The sequence below is a fragment of the Bacillus sp. FSL R5-0447 genome, from assembly GCF_038606125.1.
In the GTDB taxonomy this organism is placed as follows: Bacteria; Bacillota; Bacilli; order Bacillales; family Bacillaceae; genus Bacillus; species Bacillus velezensis.
In genome coordinates, this window is record NZ_CP152012.1 from 2,360,499 (window position 1) to 2,379,536 (window position 19,038).

Sequence of the window (19,038 nt, forward strand, 5' to 3'; positions counted from 1 at the left end):
TTTATCTAGACTTGTTCAGCTCTCTCCAACATTTCAAAGAAATTGTGCCGCAATTAGTTTGGCATTGTAGTCTTCAACCTCTTTCTTTGTGCTGCCCAATTTATCAAAAGCTACTCGCCAATCACCATTATGAATTCTGATAAAAGATTTAATCCTCAAGCCATCAAAACAAACATCTAAAATTAGCCTGTTGCCTGAAGTGCCATCAATTTTGCTAAAGGCAGCTTCTTTATTGTCACCAGCATAATGCACCTCTTTAATTGATTCATTGGTAAAGTACTCAGTTTCCCTGGTTGCTACATAGGTTTCATTTCTTCCTCTTACTCCGTTTAAAATCACGATTTCATCTTCACGTCCTAGTGATCTTAAGTCCTTTCTCTATATATACGCAGAGCTGTATTATGAGTTCGCACAGTATTTAATGAATTGTATTTGATATCAATCACTTCAATATTAATTGACTCTGCTCTTATGAAACCATTTAATAGCCTATCAATTTCAACCCATTCACCATTGCAATATTCATCTTGGAATAACGTTATTTTAATCATTGTCTAACCCTTCCTTTAATGAACTGCTTTCGTTTAACTTTCGGAAAACATATTAATCTGCTAACATTAATAGCTCATCGACATTATCATTGTATTCACCATATTCACCAGAGTCCCATTCAACACCTACAGAACCTCGATTTGTCGTCCACAATATAATTCCCATTTCTCCATTCTCAAAGACCTTACTTGCTCCCCTTTTTGACAACCGAGCATATTTCAACCCCTTTCTTAAAATAATCACATTTTTAAGTTAACTTTAAACTGCATTATGTTGAGAATATCACCTTTAATTGGTAAGCTGACATCTAAGGTCATACTTATACAAAGCAGGTGATATATTGAACAAAATAATCGGAATGACCGGATTAATTATCTCCTTACTTGTGCAAGGGTTCTCAGCAAGTGATTCATTGACTCATAAGATCGCCATGGCTTGTCTATTTTTGTTCTTATTGGTTTATAATTTTAACCATACTAAGGAGTTCTCTAAAAAGTCTCTGGCGATTATAGGCGCTTCCTTTATTGTGCTAATGCTTGGAATTTATCAATTCCTCTTTTTTACCAGTGATTACTTTGAAAGTCGCGGTTTAAATTTTGGATTTATCCTCTTACTTGAAATTGTTTTAGTTATTGGATTAGTGACTGCTGCGCTGAGTTTAATTAAGCATATTGCAGACTGTTTAAGGAAAACACCTGATGGTAAAGAGCGTTGACTCTTTGCCTTTTTTTAGCTAACCATTTCTTTTTATGCCGTCTTTCTATGTACAAAATCAAACGCAATATCGACTTTTGCCGGCTCTCTTCTGTCAAATGATGAATTGACTCCAGACATTCCACCTTAATGGACTCTTTTTCATTTTTCACCAGAATTTCTTGATCAATTACCTTTTTGACACTTTACAAAAGATCCAGTCGCATTGCTCTCTTTGATAAGAACTCTACATTTCTAATAGCAAGATTGAATATTGTTTGTTAATACACTTGGCCCCAACTTTTGCGTCTTAGAATTTGAAAGGCGTACTTGCACTTTAACATTTGTCATTTCAGCCGATATGGAATCAATCCTTCCAGCCCAATTAGGGCTCTCTTCCTCGGGAGTCGGATATAGTTTAAATCGCCAACTGATCTCCCCTGTTTTGGCGGCAAATCCTTCATAACCGTCGTAGCTTCCATAAGAAGATGGCTGAGGAAGGTGGACAGCAAGAATACTCATATTCGTTCTTGCAGCACTTGGCGGGTATAACTGCACTTTATAGATTAGTGCCGCACCCTTCGCATTTTTCAGTTTTTGATTTACCGGTTCGAGTACTGCACTACAAGGCATTGGACTTGCTTTCATTTGAGTTGGAGAGGCAATAACAGCAGCCAATAACGGTATAACCAAGATAAATCGTTTCATCTACATTCCCTCACATTTTTTTGTTAATTTCCCTTACTCCCGCCTTGAATATTCATCACTTTTGAATGGTTAGCTTCATTAAAAGGTGAAAAAGGCAGTACTGGAGCTAAAAGAGCTACTTGCGCTGCTGGTAAAGATGGAAAATCAGCATATGAATTAGCCGTTCTACAAGGTTTCTCAGGAACATTAGATGAATGGCTTGCCTCACTAAAAGCAACAGCAAACTGATCACGTACCCTTCTCTAACGAGGAGGATATTTTTTTTCGTTTTTTCAAATTAGAAAATCCCAAAATCTCTACATCCTTTTACAATTTTTTCAATGACTATGTTATGATTATTCCCAAAGGGTTTTTGAAATTTTCAGAAAGAGGGGTTTGGATGAGCAAGATCGCTTCAGAAGTTGTTGCTACTACACTGAATGATTGGTACATTGCTATAAAGAAACAAAAGGTACATGAGTCAATAAAATATTACTCAGAGATTAAAAGCCTGTTCGATGATATGGAAGAGGATCAAGAAGTTCTTGCATATTACAGTTTATTAGAAGAAAGACACAAAATGTTGCTACACTCTTCACGCGGAGAGCCTTTACAAAAGCACACTTATTTCACTGAAGAGAATGAAAATTTCATAAAAAGAACGAACGATAAATTGGAATATAACTTTTATTTATTCGAAGCAATGTACGAGGCATACAACAAAAATTATGATCGAGCAATTAACTTATATGGATTAGCGGAGAAAAAGCTTGCAGAAATTCCGGATGAAATTGAAGCAGCTGAATTCTACTCCAAGGTCTCCTACTTATACACTCTTGTTAAACAAAGCATTGTGGCACAACACTACATCAAGAATGCAATTGCAATATATAAGCGACACCCTGATTATAAATGCAAACTGGCAACTTCAACAATGATTGCTGCTGCAAACTATTCCGATATGAAACGGTTTGAAGAGTCAGAAACATATTATTTAGAAGCAATAGACATTGCACAAGAAACAAAGGATGAATATTTGGAAGCTCAGTTATATCACAACCTTAGTATCGTGTATTCTGATTGGGACAAACCTGATAAGTGCATTAAATCTCTCGAAAAAGCTATTGGAAATGAATCTTGGATGAATTCAAATCATTATATAAATTCTTTATTCATGATGATTAAGGAACTATTTAAAATTGACGAAAAAATGAAAGCCATTAATTTTTACAATAAAGCACAGGAAAGACTCATATTAATGGAGAATAAGATATACGAAGCCAAAATTAGCATCCTATACAACCTATATTGCGGTGAATTAAAAAACAACTTCAATAATTGCATCCGTTATATTGAGTTTTTAAAACAACAAAATGACCTTGAAAGTGTAGATGAATTGTCCTACATAGCTGCAAAAAGGTTTGAATCAATAGGTGCTTTTGAAGAAGCAACAAGCTTTTTCAATGAAAAAATTTGGGCTGAACAGAAAATGAATCAGGTGGAGGGAATCTTATGAAAAAAATTGTGCTTTGCGTATCTATTTTAACTGTAATTTTAAGTGGGGTAGCTTTAACGCAATTGAGTACAGATTCACCATCTAACATCCAGGTAGCTGAAAGGCCAGTCGGAGGTTAAAAATTAATTTAGCCCTACTCATATGAGTGGGCTTTTTATTTTATGATTTGTGATCACCTGTCAAACCTGCTCTATGCAAAGCTGTGCCTCCAGGTGTATAAGAAACAGCTCGTAAGATCGCTTTTGATCCGTATTTATTTCTTATCCCCTCCATAACAAAATTATGGAAGCATGGGCTGGAAAAGGGTAAGGAATTATCAGAACAACTGGAGTAAGCGATTCAAAAGCATAAGGGCGCAGATATCTATGATAAGGTAAAGGCTCAGACATATGCTAGTAGTAAAACAGATAAGCCTTATTCAGTTGCTGCAACCAAAAAAGTACAAATAAATAGTATTGCTCTAAACTTGTGTGGCAATCATACAAAAATTCAAAAGGAACGGACCTAGACAGTAATGGAGGCGCACTTGTCACATCTCCAGATATTGATCGTTCATCAAAAACTGTTAGCTACTAATCATTTTACTTGCAGATTTATTCTGCAAGTGTCTTTTTATTTTATATAAAAGATAAGGAGCATTATATGAAAAAGTCTTATGTTTTATATGGGATTTCAGGAGTTCTAATTAGTGCAATAGTTATATTGTTGATCAATGCATTCTTTATAAATAAAGGTGAACACTCTGTAAGTACTTCTAAAATTAATCCAACCGAGGATAAAATCTTTTTTATCTATTCAAATCCACTCATCAAGAAAAGCGTACTCATATCCACATCACAAGGAGAAAAATTCAATAAACGATACTTTAAGGTACCGGATATACCATATATCCAGAAAAAAACCCCCTCTTCAGACGATATCGTCTTGTTAGCTGAACATGAACCATATTATTACACATTAAAAAACAACACCATTAAAGAACATAAATTATCCAATCCATTTGCTTTTTGGTATCAAGGAGAAGATATTTCTGTAAAAGCCTATAATGTCGACACCAATGGAAATGAACTGAAAGTAAATGATAAAAAGTTCAATAAAAAATATAGCCTGACTTTGCCCTCCCTAGTAACCATGGGAGAAAGCGATGATAAGTATATTTACGTCATTCAAGGAATGTCTTTGTACGTCATTGATAGAAAAACAGAAGAGATTATTAAAACGATTGGATTAGCTTCCTATGGAGATGTATTTGATCACTCTGAAAAATATGTTGTGGCTAGCTCAGAACATGAACTAACTGTAATCGAAAAAGGATCATGGAAATCAAAATTCATAAAATATCCTGATGATATCGAACAAGCGGACGCTGTGTATTACGACAAAAAAAGCGGTAAATTTTACGTTACATATATTAACAAATCCGGATACGCCTGCTTACTTGAGTACGATAAAGATTTTTCTTTTGAAAAATTCGATTTAAAATTTCCGTATATGAATGCAAAGTTTAAAGATCAAAAACTTTATGTGATTTCACAAGAGGAAAACAAAAAAGGCATTGGTGGCTGGAACTGACCCCATAAGATGAGACAAACAAAAAACACCTTCAAGTTTGAAAACGGATCGTTGTTATCCGAAATTAGACTTGGAGGTGTTTTTCTATGAGGGCAAGAGTGAGTTATCCGGTTGAAGTCAAACAGAAGGCTGTAGAAATGAGATTGGCGGGCGTGCCTGTGAAGGAGATCATGCAGGAATTGAATATAAAGAATAAGACGCAGGTGCAGACATGGGTCAGGTGGTATAAAGCTGGGGACACACATCGATTCGAACAACCTGTCGGAAAGCAATATACTTATGGAAAGGGTCCGGAGTATTCTTCTGAATTAGAGAAACTCCAGGCAGAGAATCGTTATCTGAGACAACAGAATGAAGTGTTAAAAAAGTACAACGAATTGGAAAGGAAGCTGATAGGGAAACGACAATCAAACTGGTAGAAGAATTGCGCAAGACGATGACGGTACAGGACATCTGTGTCCATTTAGATATTTCACGCACTTCATATTATAGATGGAGAAAGAATCTGACTAAGAGTAATCCTAAGATACGACTGGAGAAACAAATCGGCACGTTGTGCCGAGAACACAAGTATCGATATGGATATCGAAAAATCACAGCCATACTAAAAAAGAGAATAAGTATTAATCATAAATCTGTTCAACGTATTATGCAGAAAAATCAATGGCAGTGTCGGGTTAAGATGAAAAAGCGTAAAAAAAGTGGGCAGCCATATTCTGTGGTCGATAATATATTGGATCGGAACTTTCAGTCTGATCGCCCTCTTGAAAAACTGGTAACGGACATCACATATTTGCCTTATGGACAGAAACAATTGTACCTTTCCAGTATATTGGATTTATACAATGGAGAAGTGATTGCTTTTACGATTGGAGATAAGCAGGACACAGACTTTGTCTTAGACACACTTGATCAGCTGCCAACACTTCCTGAAAACTGCGTGTTACATAGTGACCAAGGTTCTGTTTATACATCTTATGAGTATCAGAAAGCTGTTAAAACAAAAGGCATTACCATGAGCATGTCCCGCAAAGGGACGCCCGCTGATAATGCCTCCATCGAATCGTTTCATTCCTCACTAAAGTCTGAAACGTTCTATCTTAACAGCATTGATCGAACTACGACCGCCATCGTAGAACGCACTGCCATAGAATACATTCATTATTATAACAATATTCGTATTCAAACGAAACTAAACAGCCAATCGCCGATACAATATCGGCAATTGGCTGTATGAAGGTGTTTTGATCCCTGTCTCAAAAACGGGGGTCAGTCCCGGCTATATGGGGATTTTTGATATCCGTACTAAAAAGAAACTTAATGAATTTGATTTGCCTGAAGAAGAAACAAAAGTGCAGGACTTTATGGTTTTAGATTAAACATAAAGAATAAGTTGCAAAGCAAAAGCCCCTCCTGAATACGGGGCTTTAATTTTAAATTAAATAGATGTTTTATACGCGTTAATAGCTTGATTTCTCATAAGCATATTATCTTTCGTCACCATTCCAAGATTGTATGCTTGTTTGATGATATCCAGCACTTGATTATCTGTTTCAGTTACAGCTCGTCCCCCAGTTATTCTGGACTTTCAGTAATCAAACTGGTGATTTAACTCTGAACTGCTCTTAAGGTTTTTATTATCAACTACTTTGCCATTCTCCAGCGCTTCTTTGAATTCAGTAAAACCAATTGAACATTGCTGATTCGAACTAATTCCTGCACCTTCTGTCGCTAAACTGCAAAACGCTAAAAACTTAGGGTCTTTCGTAATGTTGTAAGAGTTATTAAGGCCTTCCATAACATTCACCCTCTCTCGAATTTTACAACGTTGCTATAAATGATTTTCATGTTTTTCCCAAGACCTTCAACTTGAATCTCATTTGAAGGAAGTTCGTTCATTGGAATTTCAATGTATTTGTCCCATCCTACTACTACCCTGTTTTGTCCAAGTATAGCATCATATTTGTATATGTTCGCTTCACCTTTGTATAACAAATTCCTTCCGTTTGGTATTATTTCACATGTTATTTATCGGTAATTCCAGCGAGATATTCAACTTAAATTCGACCAAATATAATAGATGGAAAAACAGTTTCTTTTCAACCAACAGTATCTTACTTCATTATTTCATACAAAAAAGCTCTCAAAAAGAGAGCTTAACTTTGCAATACTTCTACTTAATCGTCCCAATCTTCGTCCTCTTCCCAATTTTCTTTTGCTTCTTCAAGCTCTTCCAAGAAAAATTGCAGAAAGTTATCTGCAACCTTGTCACCATAACCGGCTTCATTTGCCCAAACTATTACTGGACATTCGTCGTTTTCCATTTTGTTTGTATCAAGGCAATAAGAGAATTCATCTACATCTTCTATAACGATAATACCGTCACTTAAATTATAATAAGTTCTATATTCCTCAGTAACTGTAACAACCCTTGCAGAAACTTTCCCATGGCCTAGTATATTTACCCCGTAAATTCCACCGGAGCCATATTTATTTAAAAACCACTTATAACTCTCGGGAAGTTTTACATTTAAACGACTTTGTATCTCTTTGATTTTTTCTTCACTTATTCCGCCTGTAAAATCATCATCTTCAGCGTTTTCTTTAATAAATTCTTCAATTTCATGATAAGTCATTGTTACATTTCTCCTTTCTCAAATTGGCTCGCTCTCCATTTCCAATATCTTCGTTGAAAGCTTTTATACTGATTCCGCAACTCCCTGTCATTTCTAAAACTTTCCCCACCTTTTTTCAATCCATGGAGAACTTTTTTATTATTTTGATGAACAGAAGCTGGAATTTCCACCATCGTTCCTGGCTCTTCTTGAATTAAATGATGTAAGTTGATTTTTGTGCCATCATTAGCAAAAGGAGCGTCACCTTTTTTCATAAGTTGTAAATTTGTTTTTCCGCTTTCAGCATCAACTTTGTTTATATCAATATCTTTCAACGTGTATACTCTTCGACTTACATCTTTAGTTTTACCCGAAGCTTTTACCTTCCCTTTAACTTCAAAGGCGCCATACTTTTCTTTATTTAACCAAGGAAGGTTTATTTCTTGACCAGTAAACGGCTTTCTCGTTCCATCCGGGATTTTCTTTGCATTGGTCAAAAGTTCATTTTTAAGGTTTTGGCTGTCAACCACATTGTATGGTACGTCACCCGACAGAGCAAGATCATATTTAGAGTTATAAGGAAGCAGTTCTGGAAGTTTAACGTCTTTAATTTTCTTCCCTGCCTGTCCTGCCTTGTTTATGACCTTCCCCGCCGCATCAGCTTTGTTAACGGCTCCTGCGCCTTTCGTTCCGACGACAGCCACAGCTGCTGAACCAATTGCATATGTCACCCATCTTGATCTGGAGTAAGCATCTCCATTTACCATATCCTTTTGATACGATTCCTCGATTGCTGCTGAAACAGCATCATATGTTTTAACAGGATGAAGTACTGCATTCTCCAGTGCTGACAAGGTTTCCCCCGGATCGGTTATGAAGTCCCATAAACCGGTTACCGTGTCTTTCCCGACATCATATAAACCAACGCCGGCGCCTTTTAATATATCCCAAGTCACTTCTCCGGCTTCTTCCAGCTGTTTTGCTTGTTCAAGCTGAATGACATATTGCTGCTGGGAAGGTTCAAGGTTTTCATAGCCGATCTTCTTCGCAATTTCCAAATATTCATCCGGATCGGTCACACCGTCAGCGAGCTTTTTCTTCAGATCCTTGATTTCCCGCTCTTTTGCTTCTTCCTTCTTAAACGTTAAATATGTGTCTGAATGTCTTGCAATCTCGCCTTTTTTCTTATGTATGTCACTTTCCCTGTATGCCTTGGCGTTATAGTGAAGCGGAGTGGCGTTTTTCCCTTTTCCCGTAGCGTTTTGGAGCTGTTGAAAATCGGCCTGAATGAAATGTTCGTTTGCCTCGGTTTCTGCGTATTCTTTCGTTAGATCATGATCGAGCTTTCCGAGCCTATTTACGGTATCGTCCCGTTTTTTGTCTGCTGATTCCAGATTTTGATCGACATCTTCTGTAGAGAAAACATCAAGATGAATGATATCGCTGATTTCATTTATGATGTCCTTGAGTTCATTCCGCTGCTCTTGCATGATGGCTTTTGATTTATTCTTCGCATGAATCAGCTCGTGTTCTAAAAAGGACTCTTCCACAAACGAATCGGCCAATCCGGCATCAGCTACTTTTCCTGAAATACTGTTAAGAAACGCAATCTTCATATCGATCAGATCAAGCCAGCTGTCTGTGACGCCGGCGTGGTCTTGAAAGAATGCTTTAATGTTGTCGGCGCCTTTGCCTGAAAACTCACTGTCGTCTAAGTCAGCCATTCCCTGAAACGCTTTTCTGAGATTGATAAATTGTTCTCTAATCTGATCGTATTGTTTTGCCCGCTTTTCTGCGGCTGAAATGAACGAGGCTGCTTCAAATACTTTCATTTAAGCCTCCTTCGCACTTAATCTTATCTAAATTTTCTATTCTGAAATATATTTATAATACTCTTGAATATTTGGATTTACTTCCCAGTATTTAGTTCCGTTTGATGACACCAACATGTCAAACCATATCTCAAAGTTAGAGTCTAAATATACCGCATCTTCAATATTATCAATTGAATTCAGATGCAACATATACCCCAACCCTTTATTTGATTTGTTTACATCAATAACATACCTGCCATCATAATGATACCCAATTAGGACATATCCCTTAGGGAAGTCTTGAACTTCATTAAATTCAATTATCCCTTCTGTACTAAGAAGCTCAATACCATTAAACATTTCCATTCCATTGTGATTGAATAGGAACTCTTTATAATCATTAGGCAAAGTTACCCCTAACATCTTTTCTAAACTATTAATTTCTTGAGGACTGGCTGGGTCTCTGAATTGAAAAGCAGCATCTTCCATGACATGCCCTCCATGTTGGAGCATAGGAAAAGTTCCGTATTTAGAAACAGCTTCCTTTATCCCATCAAGAGTCATGCGAATTAACTTTCCTTCTTCCAATTAAATTTCCCTCCTCTAAGGTGTTTGAGTCACTAAATTTTACCACACAACTGTATTTGAGTGTCTTAAAATGCCAAAATGAAATTTACAATCTTTGGTTTTATACTTATAATTAGGAAGGTTTGTCCGATATAGAGACAGAACAAACAAATTGGGGGAATTACATTGAAGAAATGGCTGTTAGGTATTGGCGCATTATCTCTAAGCTTTTCTTTAGCTGCGTGTGGATCTGATTCTGCTTCTACAGATAAAACAGATTCAGATCAAGCTAAAACAACAGAGCAAGAAGAAAAGGATGCAAAAGAGACAAAGGCAGACACTCAATCAAATGACAAAAGTACTAATGACAAAAATGAAAAAGCCGAAAATGCTTCAAAGAAGGATTCGTCGGATAAAAAGGCGTCTGACAAAAAGAAAAAGCTGGTCGATGTAACACTTAACAGAACAGTTGATGGGGATACGATTAAAGTTAACTATAAAGGCGAAGTCAAAACTGTTCGTTATTTACTTGTTGACACGCCTAAAACTAAGAACCCAAACTCTTGCGTACAACCATATGGTGAGGATGCTTCAGCAAGAAACAAACAGCTGGTTAACAAGGGAAAACTTCAACTGGAGTTTGATAAAGGAGATCGTACAGACAAGTATGGCAGAATGCTGGCTTACGTTTATGCAGATAGCAAATCAGTACAAGAAACACTGCTTAAAGAAGGATTAGCACGAGTAGCTTATGTATATGAGCCAAACACGAAGTATTTAGACACGTATAAGAAAGATGAGCAAGCTGCGAAAGATAAAGACTTGAAGATTTGGAGTAAGAATGGATATGCGACTGATAAAGGATTTAATGGCTGCGTAACGAAACCGAAGAAATCAGTAAGTGTATCTAAGCCGGCTCAAAAGTCAGTTACAACACACCAATCCGAGACACATAAATCGAACTCAAGCGGTTCAGCATCAAGCAGCTCTTCTAACTCTGCACAAGCCTCCCCTTCTGCTGGAGGAACAGAACACTTTGCAAACTGCACAGAGCTGAGAAAGAAATATCCGCATGGAGTACCAAGCACTCACCCTGCCTATACATCTAAAATGGATCGGGATAATGACAACTTTGCATGTGAGAAGAATTAATTATTTTGAAGTCCTCTGAGGCTTCTTTTTTTATTTGAGTATTTTCTCAGGCTAACAAAAAACATAGAGCGTATGAGCGAGCTCTTTAGCCCAACACTTAAAGAATACAGCCCCTACAATATTTATTACGTTATTTTCGTATTCAATGTCAGACAGCATATTGTATGAATACTTCTGTTTTTACAGCAAATACAATAAAGAGGAGGTGCTGATTTTTGGAGTTAAAAAACATCGTTCATTCTTACAACATTACAAATATTTTGGGTTATCTTAGACGCTCTCGTCAGGATATGGAGCGAGAAAAAAGAACAGGCGAAGATACGCTAACAGAACAAAAAGAACTCATGAATAAAATACTGAAGTCGATTGAAATCCCCTATGAATTAAAAATGGAAATCGGGTCTGGGGAAAGCATTGAGGGCCGCCCTGTTTTTAAAGAATGTCTTAAAGACCTCGAGGAAGGCAAGTACCAGGCAATTGCTGTTAAAGAAATAACAAGACTCAGCCGCGGGAGCTACAGTGATGCGGGACAAATTGTTAACCTGCTTCAAAGCAAGCGATTGATTATCATTACACCATATAAAGTTTATGACCCTCGAAACCCTGCAGACATGCGTCAGATTCGTTTTGAATTGTTTATGGCCAGAGAAGAATTTGAAATGACCAGAGAGCGTATGACAGGCGCTAAATACACATATGCGGCACAAGGGAAATGGATTTCCGGACTAGCGCCTTATGGATACCGGTTAAACAAAAAAACATCCAAACTAGTCCCAGTCGAAGAAAAAGCAAAAGTCGTTCAATTCATCTTTAACATCTTTTTAAATGGGTTGAATGGAAAAGATTATAGTTATACAGCGATTGCTTCTCACTTAACAAAATTACAAATACCGACTCCATCAGGAAAAAAGCGCTGGAATCAATACACAATTAAAGCAATTCTGCAAAACGAAGCGTATATCGGAACTGTTAAATATAAGGTTAGGGAAAAAACAAAAGACGGTAAACGAACAATTAGACCTGAAAAGGAACAAATTGTAGTATCGGATGCACATGCCCCTATAATAGATCAAGAACAATTTCAACAATCACAAGATAAAATTGCAAACAAAGTCCCCCTGCTGCCTAATAAAAATGCATTGGAATTAAGTGAATTGGCAGGCGTATGCACTTGTTCTAAGTGCGGTGAACCATTATCTAAATACGAAACTAGGAGAACGCGAGAAAACAAAAACGGCACGGAAAGTGTGTATCACGTTAAATCACTCACTTGCAAAAAGAATAAATGCACTTATGTAAGATATAACGATGTTGAAAATGCCATTTTGGATTACCTCTCTTCTTTAAGCAACTTAGATAATAAGACTTTAACAAAACATATCACTTCAATGATTTCTAAATACGAAGACGTAAATAGTAATGTGAAAACAAAAAAGCAAATGTCTGAACATCTTTCACAAAAAGAACAAGAGTTAAAAAACAAAGAGAATTTTATCTTCGAGAAATATGAGAGCGGCATTTACACTGATGAACTTTTTTTGAAAAGAAAAGCTGTTTTAGATGAAGAATTTAAAGAACTCCAGATTGCCAAGCATGAGCTCAATGGAACTCAAGAAGCGCAATCAGAAATAGACAGTAATACAGTCAGAAACAACATAAATAGGATAATTGATCAATATCACATTGAATCAAGCACAGAGAAAAAGAACGCGCTATTAAGAATGGTCTTCAAAGAAGTTATCGTTACGATGACACAAAAAAGAAAAGGACCAATTCCGGCTCAGTTTGAAATTACCCCTATTCTGAGGTTTAATTTTTCGTTTTCGACCTCACCGTCACTGATAGTCCCTCAAAATGCAGTAAATATCTTAAAAAACCGATAAAGCTGTTTCCCCGGTAAACACAATGGGAGCTACGAAGCTGTTGTCCGAAAAGCTGTTTCATCAGGCGAATCATCATGTTCAAAACCGCGGTACGGTATTTTGTTCGGTCCGCTTCGGCAATGTGCTCGGTTCACGCGGTTCTGTTATTCCTATTTTATTTGAGCAGTTGATGGCAGGCGGTCCGCTCACCATTACGGATAAAAACATGACGAGGTTTTTTATGTCGATTGATGACGCCGCAACGCTCACCCTGCAATCTGCGGCGATCACAAAGGGCGGAGAAACGTTTATTTTTAAAATGGAGTCCCTGAGGCTTGAAGAACTGCTTCACGGGTTTGAGGAGTATGCGTTCCGGCACGGACTGCCGCGCCCCGCCGCTGTTGAAGTAGGAAAACGCCCCGGTGAAAAGCTTCATGAAGAACTGACCTCTCCGCATGAGACGGAATCTTTATATGAATGGGGCAATCTTTACGCAATATTGCCGGAACCCGCCAAACATCCGGAATTTCGGAAGGTCAATCTCCCCAGATATCAATCCGATCAGGCGCCGCTCATCACAAAAGACACAATCGTAAAGATTATTGAACGATTACATGAAGAAAAAAAAACATAGAAAAAAGGCCTGTCTGATAGGCAGGCCTCATTGCTGAGCTCTATTTTTCAAATAAATGCAGGCAGGCTTCATAGCCCTCTTCCTTCAGCTTGTCTTTCGGAATAAACCGGAGTGCCGCAGAGTTAATGCAATAACGGAGACCGCTTGGCCCCGGACCGTCATTAAATACGTGGCCTAAGTGGGAATCCGCTGTTTTGCTTCTCACTTCCGTCCGGATCATCCCGTGGCTTGTGTCCAGTTTTTCGTCAACCTCTTCTTCCTCAATCGGTTTTGTAAAACTGGGCCAGCCGCAATGAGAATCGAATTTATCCAGAGAAGTAAACAAGGGCTTTCCCGATACGATATCAACATACAGCCCCTCTTCTTTGTGATCCCAGAATTCATTTTGAAACGGCGGCTCCGTTCCGTTATTTTGTGTGACTTCATATTGCATGCGGTTTAATGATTTGATTTTTTCTTCTTTATTAAAAGCCATCTTATCTGTCCCTCCAATGCTCATCCAGAAAGCCTTGACGTCCGGAACCTACACGGTAGCGCCCGTAGTGATCAGGGTTTTTCTTATAAAAGTGCTGATGATAGCCTTCCGCTTCATAAAAAGGCTCAGCCTTTAAAATGTCTGTGACGATCGGCTTTTTAAATATGCCGCTTTCTTCAAGCTGTTTTTTTGAGGCTTCAGCGATTTGTTTTTGTTCATCATTATGGTAATATATCGCCGCCCGATATGAACTTCCGCGGTCTGCAAACTGGCCGCCTGCATCAGTCGGGTCGATCTGCTGCCAAAACAGCTCGACAAGCTTTTCATACGGATAAATGTCAGGTTGAAATGTGATTTGAACGGCTTCTCTGTGTCCGGTCGTTTCACTGCATACTTCTTCGTAAGTCGGATTCTCAGTATGGCCTCCTGTATAGCCGGACACCACCTTTTCAATCCCGGGCTGTTCGTCAAACGGCTTCACCATGCACCAAAAACAGCCGCCTGCAAATGTGGCGATTTCTTTTTTTTCTGACATACGGGTGCCCTCCTTTGTTCATACGTGGTATTATTATATTATAGCATGTATAAACAGAATAAAAATAATTCTGCTTTCAGGGGAAGCTGAACGAATGCCACGCTGACTACATATTGGAGGTTCATGATTTGAAAGTAAGGACACAAATGATGTATGATATGGAAGCTTTGCTTCGAAAAGTGTTTAAACAAATCAGAAATGAAGTTAATGAAATTCTAGATAAAGAGCTGTCCAGGAATGAATTTATCATTTTGCGGATTCTCAGTGAACAAGGACCTAAAAAAGTAACGGAATTCGCCCCCATTCTTGAGGTCTCCGCAAGCCACATTACCGCAGTGACCGACGCTTTAGTAGAAAAGGAATGGATCACCCGCATCCGTTCCAAAGAGGACAGACGAATTATCAGAATCCATATTACGGAAGCCGGGGAGAAAATTGTCGATCATTTCAACCAGAAAAAAACAGAATACTTTTTTAAACGGTTTGACTGCTACTCTGATGAAGAGCTCGCAACGTTAATCAAACTGTTCAGCAAGCTGGATAAAAAACGCTGACACGAAAAAACACAAATCCCTGAAAGGATCTGTGTTTTTTTTATGAAAACTTATTGTTTCGGATGGTAATAGGAAAATTCAATTTCATCCGTGTCGAGATTGATTTTATCCGCTTTTACATACATGCCGTTGTCTAAAGGCATTTCCGACAGACGGATCTCGATGCTTTTATCCCCGGAATGAACGTGCACAAATGACGGGAGTTCATAAAAGCTGTCCATATAATTCAGCACAAAGCTGATCGGCAGGCTTAATTCGCCTAAGGAAAACTTCGTCACTTTCAAAACCACATCTCCGTTCTCCTCTACGGACGGTTCAAATGTGACGACCGCATTAATGGAGGTTGAGAATGCTTTGATTTTACCTGCCACGTGCACATCGTTATTGATGTCCACTTTGTAGTCAAGCTGATTCGATGCCTTCTCATTTAAGTACGCATTCACAAACCTGGCAAGAGATTCTTTGGAGCTTGTGATATGAAAGCCGTACTCACTTTTTGTCTGATCTTGTATTTTCGCCTGCTCTCCCGGCATAACCAATAATGTCACAATTACCGCGGCGGCAATCACATTGAGTGCGAGAAGAACAAAAAACAGCGATTTCCACTTTTTCATCATTTCACCCTATTCTGCTGGTAACCCTTGTTTTTCAATGATGCCGTACAATCGATCGGCGATGAGTGCATACCCTTTTGCGTTCGGATGAAAATCATCATCCTTTGAAATCCGTCTGCTGCCGCTTTTTTGACTGAACAAGTCTTCAACATTCACCGCGGCGGCGTGAGGATCTTTTTCCAGCTCTTTTGCGGCGATCTTGTTCCAATCCGTTACAACCCCATTAATTTCTTTTAATTCAGGCAGCGTAAACGTGAATGGATTATACATGCTGACATACACCAGCTCTGCGTTTTCATTATATTTGCGGATTTTTGAAACGATCGCCTTGAATCGTTTTTCAAAAGGTTTCTCTTCCTTTTGGAACGGCTGAACCGTCAGCTGCATCATATTCTGGCGGAGCACCTTCATTAAGTCATTACCGCCGATGGTAAAAAAGATATAGTCGGCGCTCTTTAATGATTTCTGAACTTTTTTATTATCAAGCTTTTCCAGCAGGTCAGACGTTTTGTCACCCTGCACCGCATAATTTTTAATATCAACCGTTTTCACATGTCCCTTTTTCTTAAGAGACTCCGCTGCCCTGCCGACGTATCCTGAACCGCCAGGATCTCCTACTCCTTCAGTCAATGAATCACCGACCGCAGCTATGACAATATGATCTTTCGTTTTCGGTTCTTCAGCGTCAGAACCGGTGCGCTGGACAGAACAAGCTGATAAAAGCAAAGCCAGTCCGGCGATCAATGAGAACATTCGCAGCTTCAATCTGGTTGCTCCTTCCCCGTCTACTAGTGGAAAGTGTAACATGTTTTTTCAGATTTGAAAATGTCTAATCTGCCAGTTTACTTGAGCTCCTCAGCCGCTCTGACATCTGAGAGGATGTCATCATACGGAACCTTCTGCACGCCGTCATAATCTTTAAGCACCTTGCCGTCAGGTCCGACTAAATAAAAAGAGGTTTGATGTATGACCTGGTCCTCTCCCTCCGGCTTTTTGACGATTGCTTTAAAGCTGTTCAGCGCAAAATCTTCAATGTCCTTTTGGCTGTAACCGGTCAGAAAATCCCAGTTGCGAAGCGAAAGCGGATATTTGGCAGCAAATGCTTTCAGCTGTTTCGGCGTATCCTTTTCAGGATCTACACTGAACGACACAATCCGCACGTCCAGATTCTCAGCCTTCAGTTTTTTTTGCAGTTCGGTCATGTGGGCCGTCATCGGCGGACAGACCGTATTACAATTTGTAAACATAAAGTCGGCAATCCAGACATGCCCCTTCAAGCTTTTCAGTGACACTGTTTTCCCGTCTTGGTTCTGGTATGAAAACGGTTCAATCTGATAGTTCAGCGGGTCTTTTATCGTTTTCCCCCCGCAGGCGCACAAGAGCAGCAAACAAAAGACGGCAGCGAAGATTTTCATTTTTTTCATTTCCATTCCCCCCATGGATAAAACGCTTACAGCATTCATCATAAAAAAATTCCCGCACCCTCCCTTATCAAAAGGAAGGCGCTAAGGAATATGCACCGTTATGCGTTATGTTTTAAAATCTCTTGGTTGAAAACGGCCTCGTAATCTTTCCACTTCATACGGCGCTTGACATATTGTCGGAATGAATACACTGTTCTCACACTTTGTGAAGCAAAAACCTCTCTCAAATAAAGCTCAAGGTGCTGATGAATTTGAAAAAAATAATGTTCACCTTCCGTGACAACCGGTATTTCTGTCACTTTTACCTGAATCCCGTCCTGTCGTTTGAACTCTAGGCTTTTGAGTAACAAGATATCAATCCTTCTTTTTCGATTGTTTTCTTTTTATTATATACAATCTGAGAAAGCGTGTCTGTCATTTTGCGCGGCCGTTCTAAAAAAAGTCAGATTAACAGGTGGAACAGATCCTGATCTTTATTCACCTCTACGTAATGAAATCCTTTTTGATTCATCCGGGCAATGAGCGCGCCGTAATCTTCCCGATGCTTGAGCTCAATGCCGACCAATGCGGGGCCGCTGCTTTTGTTATTTTTTTTCGTGTATTCAAACCGGGTGATGTCATCATCAGGCCCAAGCACTTCATCTAGGTATTCGCGAAGCGCTCCCGCCCTTTGCGGGAAATTAACGATAAAATAATGTTGCAGCCCCTCATAAATCATGGAGCGCTCCTTCATCTCCTGCATTCTGCCGATGTCGTTATTCCCTCCGCTGACCATGCAGATGACGTTTTTCCCTTTAATCTCTTCCTTGTACAGATCAAGTGCTGACACGGACAATGCCCCCGCCGGCTCCGCTACGATGGCGCATTGATTATATAATTCGAGAATCGTGCTGCACACTTTTCCTTCCGGGACAAGCACAACGTCATCGACGACGGTTTCGAGCGTTTGAAAGGTTTCGGCGCCGATTTTTTTTACGGCCGCCCCATCGACAAATTTATCAATTTTCTCAAGTTCAACCACTTGTCCGGCTTTTTTCGATTCAAAATAGGAGGCTGCGCCCTTCGGCTCTACCGCTATGATTTTTGTATCCGGCGAGATGTTTTTCATGTACGTGCCGAGCCCGGACAGGAGTCCTCCTCCCCCTACGCTTGCAAAAAGAAAATGCGGTTCAACGTCAATGTCATTTAAAATTTCGATGGCAGCCGTTCCCTGTCCGGCCATGACATCGGGATCGTCAAACGGATGAATAAACGTGCGGTTTTCTTTTTCACAGCATTCCGCAGAACTCTTATACGCATCATCGAAAGTGTCACCCGTCAATATGATTTCTACAAATTCTTTTCCGAACAGTTCCACTTGGGATACTTTCTGTCTCGGTGTGGTTGACGGCATAAAAATCTTGCCGTGAATGCCGAGGTGTTTGCATGAAAACGCAACCCCCTGCGCATGGTTTCCCGCACTTGCGCATACAATTCCGTTTTCAGTCTGCTCTTTTGAGAGCTGCCTCATTTTATTATAAGCCCCTCTGAGCTTAAATGATCTGACCACCTGCAGGTCTTCCCTTTTCAAATAGATGTTGCAGCCATACCTCTCAGAAAGTCTGTCATTCCTCTGCAAAGGCGTATGTATCACAACGTCCTTTACATTTTGGTGCGCTTTTAAAATGTCTTTTACCTGGATGAGAGAGTCTTCTTTAAGCAACGGTTTCATTTACAGAGTCCTTTCTTATTTAAATCCCTATTTAATATGCCATTATAACATGAATATTCAA

20 protein-coding genes and 4 pseudogenes are annotated in these 19,038 nt (G+C 39.1%); 10 read left to right on the forward strand and 14 right to left on the reverse strand.

Translation table 11 applies throughout. The annotated features are described in order from the left end of the window. Window positions 1–33 precede the first annotated feature (33 nt). Window positions 34–339 carry a hypothetical protein gene (locus tag NYE68_RS11720; RefSeq protein ID WP_324636848.1) on the reverse strand — a complete coding sequence of 102 codons (306 nt, stop codon included), beginning with the start codon at window positions 337–339 and terminating at the stop codon, window positions 34–36. A 26-nt stretch (window positions 340–365) separates the two neighbouring features. Beyond that, window positions 366–551 (reverse strand): hypothetical protein, encoded by a 186-nt coding sequence (locus NYE68_RS11725; protein WP_132105000.1) that lies wholly within the window; start codon window positions 549–551, stop codon window positions 366–368. Between the two features lie 341 nt (window positions 552–892). On the opposite strand from NYE68_RS11725, the gene NYE68_RS11730 reads away from it, so the two are divergent. Continuing rightward, a complete protein-coding gene (locus NYE68_RS11730) occupies window positions 893–1,267 on the forward strand; it encodes a YoqO family protein (protein ID WP_063094986.1) in 375 nt (124 codons plus the stop codon). A 233-nt stretch (window positions 1,268–1,500) separates the two neighbouring features. Here the strand turns inward: NYE68_RS11730 and NYE68_RS11735 are convergent, their stop codons facing one another. Next, entirely contained in the window at window positions 1,501–1,953 is a 453-nt protein-coding gene (locus NYE68_RS11735; protein WP_060675231.1) for a hypothetical protein, read from the reverse strand. Between the two features lie 379 nt (window positions 1,954–2,332). Here NYE68_RS11735 and NYE68_RS11740 point away from each other — a divergent pair, with 379 nt between their 5' ends. The 5 genes and pseudogenes from NYE68_RS11740 to NYE68_RS11760 form a co-directional block, all read left to right on the forward strand. Continuing rightward, window positions 2,333–3,448: a Rap family tetratricopeptide repeat protein gene (locus tag NYE68_RS11740; RefSeq protein ID WP_225046423.1), complete on the forward strand. Its 1,116-nt coding sequence runs from the start codon at window positions 2,333–2,335 to the stop codon at window positions 3,446–3,448. Next, window positions 3,445–3,567, forward strand: coding sequence for a phosphatase RapK inhibitor PhrK (gene phrK, locus NYE68_RS11745; protein ID WP_016936664.1), 123 nt, complete (start codon window positions 3,445–3,447; stop codon window positions 3,565–3,567). The genes NYE68_RS11740 and phrK overlap by 4 nt, the downstream gene beginning before the upstream one ends. A 523-nt stretch (window positions 3,568–4,090) precedes the next feature. Continuing rightward, the gene (locus NYE68_RS11750; RefSeq protein WP_324636845.1) at window positions 4,091–5,020 is read left to right on the forward strand and encodes a hypothetical protein; all 930 of its coding nucleotides are present in this window, start codon (window positions 4,091–4,093) and stop codon (window positions 5,018–5,020) included. Window positions 5,021–5,106: 86 nt separating this feature from the next. After that, window positions 5,107–6,257 (forward strand): IS3 family transposase gene (locus NYE68_RS11755; RefSeq protein ID WP_254003395.1). Its coding sequence is split into 2 segments (ribosomal slippage): window positions 5,107–5,380 and window positions 5,380–6,257, totalling 1,152 coding nucleotides; the frame shifts between segments, so codons are not numbered across the junction. A gap of 22 nt (window positions 6,258–6,279) precedes the next feature. Then, window positions 6,280–6,399, forward strand: a pseudogene (locus NYE68_RS11760) (hypothetical protein); the annotation flags it as partial. Between the two features lie 59 nt (window positions 6,400–6,458). Here the strand turns inward: NYE68_RS11760 and NYE68_RS11765 are convergent. From NYE68_RS11765 to NYE68_RS11780, 4 genes and pseudogenes are all read right to left on the reverse strand, one after another. After that, window positions 6,459–6,818: pseudogene (locus tag NYE68_RS11765) on the reverse strand (hypothetical protein). 379 nt (window positions 6,819–7,197) lie between these two features. Beyond that, entirely contained in the window at window positions 7,198–7,656 is a 459-nt protein-coding gene (locus NYE68_RS11770) for an SMI1/KNR4 family protein (protein WP_094032087.1), read from the reverse strand. A gap of 2 nt (window positions 7,657–7,658) precedes the next feature. Further along, window positions 7,659–9,467 carry a T7SS effector LXG polymorphic toxin gene (locus NYE68_RS11775; protein ID WP_199021991.1) on the reverse strand — a complete coding sequence of 603 codons (1,809 nt, stop codon included), beginning with the start codon at window positions 9,465–9,467 and terminating at the stop codon, window positions 7,659–7,661. 36 nt (window positions 9,468–9,503) lie between these two features. Beyond that, a complete protein-coding gene (locus NYE68_RS11780; protein WP_094032326.1) occupies window positions 9,504–9,938 on the reverse strand; it encodes an SMI1/KNR4 family protein in 435 nt (144 codons plus the stop codon). A 264-nt stretch (window positions 9,939–10,202) separates the two neighbouring features. Here NYE68_RS11780 and NYE68_RS11785 point away from each other — a divergent pair, with 264 nt between their 5' ends. The 3 genes and pseudogenes from NYE68_RS11785 to NYE68_RS11795 form a co-directional block, all read left to right on the forward strand. Continuing rightward, window positions 10,203–11,168, forward strand: a complete 966-nt coding sequence (locus NYE68_RS11785) for a thermonuclease family protein (protein ID WP_324636841.1) — start codon at window positions 10,203–10,205, stop codon at window positions 11,166–11,168. A gap of 215 nt (window positions 11,169–11,383) precedes the next feature. Continuing rightward, window positions 11,384–13,068 (forward strand): annotated as a pseudogene (locus NYE68_RS11790) (recombinase family protein). After that, window positions 13,044–13,664 (forward strand): annotated as a pseudogene (locus tag NYE68_RS11795) (polysaccharide biosynthesis protein); the annotation flags it as partial. The pseudogenes NYE68_RS11790 and NYE68_RS11795, both read left to right, overlap by 25 nt. A 40-nt stretch (window positions 13,665–13,704) precedes the next feature. On the opposite strand, the gene msrB reads toward NYE68_RS11795, so the two are convergent. Together msrB and msrA are read right to left on the reverse strand one after the other, a co-directional pair. Next, window positions 13,705–14,139 carry a peptide-methionine (R)-S-oxide reductase MsrB gene (gene msrB / locus NYE68_RS11800; protein ID WP_007409536.1) on the reverse strand — a complete coding sequence of 145 codons (435 nt, stop codon included), beginning with the start codon at window positions 14,137–14,139 and terminating at the stop codon, window positions 13,705–13,707. A gap of 1 nt (window position 14,140) precedes the next feature. Next, window positions 14,141–14,674, reverse strand: coding sequence for a peptide-methionine (S)-S-oxide reductase MsrA (msrA, locus tag NYE68_RS11805; RefSeq protein WP_003153641.1), 534 nt, complete (start codon window positions 14,672–14,674; stop codon window positions 14,141–14,143). Between the two features lie 128 nt (window positions 14,675–14,802). On the opposite strand from msrA, the gene NYE68_RS11810 reads away from it, so the two are divergent. Further along, complete coding sequence (locus tag NYE68_RS11810; protein WP_012117803.1) at window positions 14,803–15,228, forward strand: MarR family transcriptional regulator; 426 nt, start codon at window positions 14,803–14,805, stop codon at window positions 15,226–15,228. A 50-nt stretch (window positions 15,229–15,278) separates the two neighbouring features. Here NYE68_RS11810 and NYE68_RS11815 read toward each other — a convergent pair whose 3' ends face one another. From NYE68_RS11815 to ilvA, 5 genes are all read right to left on the reverse strand, one after another. Continuing rightward, window positions 15,279–15,842: a DUF2140 family protein gene (locus tag NYE68_RS11815; RefSeq protein ID WP_061860650.1), complete on the reverse strand. Its 564-nt coding sequence runs from the start codon at window positions 15,840–15,842 to the stop codon at window positions 15,279–15,281. Window positions 15,843–15,851: 9 nt separating this feature from the next. After that, window positions 15,852–16,607, reverse strand: coding sequence for an SGNH/GDSL hydrolase family protein (locus NYE68_RS11820; protein ID WP_061890668.1), 756 nt, complete (start codon window positions 16,605–16,607; stop codon window positions 15,852–15,854). Between the two features lie 77 nt (window positions 16,608–16,684). Continuing rightward, window positions 16,685–17,266, reverse strand: a complete 582-nt coding sequence (locus tag NYE68_RS11825; RefSeq protein WP_032870010.1) for an SCO family protein — start codon at window positions 17,264–17,266, stop codon at window positions 16,685–16,687. Window positions 17,267–17,364: 98 nt separating this feature from the next. After that, complete coding sequence (locus NYE68_RS11830; RefSeq protein WP_007409532.1) at window positions 17,365–17,616, reverse strand: DUF2535 family protein; 252 nt, start codon at window positions 17,614–17,616, stop codon at window positions 17,365–17,367. A 92-nt stretch (window positions 17,617–17,708) separates the two neighbouring features. Continuing rightward, window positions 17,709–18,977 carry a threonine ammonia-lyase IlvA gene (gene ilvA / locus NYE68_RS11835; protein ID WP_007612085.1) on the reverse strand — a complete coding sequence of 423 codons (1,269 nt, stop codon included), beginning with the start codon at window positions 18,975–18,977 and terminating at the stop codon, window positions 17,709–17,711. Window positions 18,978–19,038 lie beyond the last annotated feature (61 nt).